The organism is Geobacillus sp. ZGt-1 (assembly GCF_001026865.1).
Taxonomy (GTDB): domain Bacteria; phylum Bacillota; class Bacilli; order Bacillales; family Anoxybacillaceae; genus Geobacillus; species Geobacillus thermoleovorans.
The window spans coordinates 49,577-52,973 of the sequence record NZ_LDPD01000022.1; the positions used below are offsets into that span (position 1 = coordinate 49,577).

3 protein-coding genes and 3 pseudogenes are annotated in these 3,397 nt (G+C 55.6%); 3 read left to right on the forward strand and 3 right to left on the reverse strand.

The window, feature by feature from the left end; genetic code table 11:
* Positions 1-22: 22 nt before the first annotated feature.
* The 3 genes and pseudogenes from VU18_RS19875 to VU18_RS08615 form a co-directional block, all read left to right on the forward strand.
* Positions 23-667, forward strand: a 645-nt coding sequence (locus tag VU18_RS19875; RefSeq protein WP_236687335.1) for an aldehyde dehydrogenase family protein, incomplete at its 3' end; no start/stop codon positions are given.
* A 1-nt stretch (position 668) separates the two neighbouring features.
* Positions 669-1,267 (forward strand): annotated as a pseudogene (locus VU18_RS19880) (glutamate-5-semialdehyde dehydrogenase); the annotation flags it as partial.
* An 82-nt stretch (positions 1,268-1,349) separates the two neighbouring features.
* Positions 1,350-1,574: pseudogene (locus VU18_RS08615) on the forward strand (beta-eliminating lyase-related protein); the annotation flags it as partial.
* Positions 1,575-1,832: 258 nt separating this feature from the next.
* Here the strand turns inward: VU18_RS08615 and VU18_RS08620 are convergent.
* From VU18_RS08620 to VU18_RS19885, 3 genes and pseudogenes are all read right to left on the reverse strand, one after another.
* Positions 1,833-2,214: pseudogene (locus tag VU18_RS08620) on the reverse strand (GtrA family protein); the annotation flags it as partial.
* Positions 2,186-3,031, reverse strand: coding sequence for a glycosyltransferase (locus VU18_RS08625; protein WP_011231538.1), 846 nt, complete (start codon positions 3,029-3,031; stop codon positions 2,186-2,188). The gene VU18_RS08625 and the pseudogene VU18_RS08620, both read right to left, overlap by 29 nt.
* The gene (locus VU18_RS19885) at positions 2,962-3,186 is read right to left on the reverse strand and encodes a glycosyltransferase family 39 protein (protein WP_081130527.1); all 225 of its coding nucleotides are present in this window, start codon (positions 3,184-3,186) and stop codon (positions 2,962-2,964) included. Before VU18_RS19885 ends, VU18_RS08625 begins: the two co-directional genes overlap by 70 nt.
* Between the last annotated feature and the right edge of the window lie 211 nt (positions 3,187-3,397).

Genomic DNA, 3,397 nt, shown 5'->3' on the forward strand with positions numbered 1-3,397 from the left:
TGCGAAAGGAGAGTGTATCGAAATGAGCGAACTGCTCGAAAAAGCCGAACGGTTGAAAACCGCCTCACAAACGCTCGCCATGCTGTCAGCGGAGGAAAAAAATGAGGCGTTGGAACAGATCGCCCAAACCCTTGACCGCGAACGCGCCTTCATTTTGCAAGAAAACGAGAAAGATATGGCCCAAGGCCGCGAACAAGGGCTGTCGCCGGCTTTGCTTGACCGGCTCCAACTCACCAATGAACGCCTGGACCAAATCATCGACGGCGTCCGCCAAGTCGCCTCGCTGCCTGACCCGGTCGGAGAAATCATCGCAGAGTGGACGCGGCCGAACGGGCTCCGCATCCAAACGGTGCGCGTGCCGCTTGGGGTCATTGGCATGGTGTACGAAGCGCGCCCGAACGTGACGGTCGATGCGGCGAGCCTTTGCTTGAAAACGGGCAACGCAGTTTTGCTTCGCGGCAGCACATCAGCGCTTCATTCGAACAAAGCGCTTGTTGCCGTTATGAAAGAGGCGCTTCGCACAACGGCCATCCCGGAAACAGCCATTGAGCTGCTCGAAGACACGAGCCGGGAAACGGCGCAGCGTATGTTCCGTCTCAACAACTACTTGGATGTGCTCATCCCGCGCGGCGGAGCCGGGCTCATCCGCTCGGTCGTCGAAAACGCCNCCGTGCCGGTGCTTGAGACCGGCGTCGGCAACTGTCATATTTTCGTCGATGAATCAGCCGAGCGGCAAATGGCCATCGAGATCGTCCTAAACGCCAAACTGCAGCGCCCATCGGTCTGCAATGCCGTCGAAACGGTGCTCATCCATGAGCGTTGGCCATATGCCGCCGACTTGCTTGAGACGCTTCACGCCCGCGGCGTCGAATTGCGCGGCGACCAACGTCTTGCCTCCGCCTATCCGTTTATCAGCGAGGCAACAGAAGATGACTGGTATACGGAATATTTGGCGCCGATTTTAGCGGTCAAACTGGTCGCCGATGTCGACGAGGCGATTGGCCACATCCGCCGCTACGGGACGAAGCACTCGGAAGCGATCATCACGGAAAACGAGGTGAACGTCCGCCGCTTTTTCCAGGCGGTCGACGCGGCGGTCTTGTACCATAACGCCTCAACCCGCTTCACGGACGGCGAACAGTTCGGCTACGGGGCGGAAATCGGCATCAGCACGCAAAAGCTGCACGCCCGCGGGCCGATGGGGCTTGTCGCCATCACGACGACAAAATCGCTCGTGTACGGGACGGGGCAAATTCGAACCGTGTAACCAAGGGCGGGAAGCGGGACCCCCGCCCCTGCGCTCCCGTCCTTTTGACGCATACAACGATTAGGAAAGAAGGGGGGCCACGATGCCGTTCATTGATTTTCGCAGCGATACCGTGACCAAACTGACGCCAGAGATGCGCCGGGCGATGTCGGAAGCCGAAGTCGGCGACGACGTATACGGCGAAGATCCGACCCTCAATCGTTTAGAAGCGTTGGCGGCCAAAATGCTTGGAAAAGAAGACGCCTTGTTCGTCACGAGCGGCACGCAAGGAAATCAAGTCGCCATCTTGACGCATTGCCGCCCGGGGTTTCTGTGAAAATGTCGCACCGACGAGCCATGATTTTCACCCTGAGTGGAGAGCGGACCGCGGCTCATGGACCTTTCCGTGAAAATCCCATGCGGGAAGCGATGATGTTCGTCTCCGGGTGGAGGGCAAACCGTTGCTCGTGAGCCCTTTCTGTGAAAATCCCTGGCCGGCAATCCATGGTTTTCATCCCCAGGTAGAGGGCAAGACGTCGCCTATAGATTTGTTTCTGTCAACGTTCGCTTCGCGGTGCCGCAAACNCCCAACAGCGGCTGCCGATGAAATTCACCGCCATGCCCATGATCGTGGCCGCACCTTTCGCGAGCCAAAGCGGTCCAAGCCGTTCGGCCGCCAACAAGACAACAAGCGACACCCCAAGCGACAGCCCGTTGACCGCAAGAAACCGAAGCAATTCCCCAATATTCGCCCTTTGCTTCATTTGAAACGTCCAGCGCCGATTCCAAACGTAGCTGTTCGCCACCCCGGCGCCATAAGACACGACCTGAGCGATGGCCGTGGGAACGCCCGCGGCGGTGAGCAGAAAAAAGACAGCGAAGTCGACCATCGTATTGCCCACCCCGACGACGGCAAACCGCCATATGGCTTGTTTTTCTTTACGGAAGGTAGGAAGGCTTTCGTTCATGTCTCATTCCGACTCCCCATGTTTCATTGATAATATATAGAGGCCGCTCTTTCACTTCATCGTAAATGCGGCCGATGTATTCACCGGTAATTCCAAGCATCGTCATCGTCGCTCCGTTGCAAAACAGCATGACTATCAAAAGCGATGCCCATCCGGCCACGGTCGAATGGGTGAACCATTTCAAGTACAATACCGCCATCATGCCGACCACACTTGCCGCCGACAAAGCAAACCCAAGCCAGCTCGCCAATTTGAGCGGCTTATGCGAAAAAGACGTAATGCCGTCTACCGAAAAACGAATCATCTTCTTAAGTGGATACTTTGTCTCCCCAGCCAGCCGCGGCTCTCGCTCGTATTCCACCGCTATGTGCCGAAAACCGACCCAGCTGACAAGCCCCCGGACAAAACGATTTCGCTCTCGCATATAGCGTAACTGATTACACACTTTACGGTCAATGAGACGAAAATCGCCGGCATCAGCGGGAATGTCGATCTCGGTCGCCGCCCGCAGCAAGCGATAGAACACATACGCTGTCCATCGCTTGAACAACGTCTCCCCCTTCCGCTTGACGCGCCGAGCATAGACAACATCATACCCTTCTTTCCAACGCGCAATCATGTCCAAAATCAGTTCAGGAGGATCTTGCAAGTCGGCGTCAATGATGATGACAGCCTGGCCAGAGGCGTAATCCATTCCTGCTGTAATCGCGATTTGATGGCCGAAATTGCGGGAGAAGTCAATGTACTTCACCGTCTCATCTTTCTCATATTGAACCTGATACCGACGACCGCAAAACTGCCAACCAGCCACGTCCATCGTTGCGTCATCACCGCCTTCATCAGCATCCAAGTCGCTAAGAGCAATATGAACACCAATACGGCATCAATATTGTTCGTCCGCGCCACAGCGACGAACACCGGGAGCAAGAAAAGATGAAACTTGCCCACCGCGCCGCTGTCTGTCCGGCCCACGGTTTGGTGAAAAAATGAAACGAGCGGACTAGATTTTCATTTTCCCGATGCCGGCCATGTGCTATGATCAGAGTAAAGGAGGTGAAACTCATGGAAGGAGAAACGATCGTGCAGCAAATTCTAAAGGCGCTTGACCTGCATTCCGGTCAACTCCGTCAACAAATGAAGGAAATGGAAGATCGATTGCGCGTCGAAATCCAAGATACAGAAA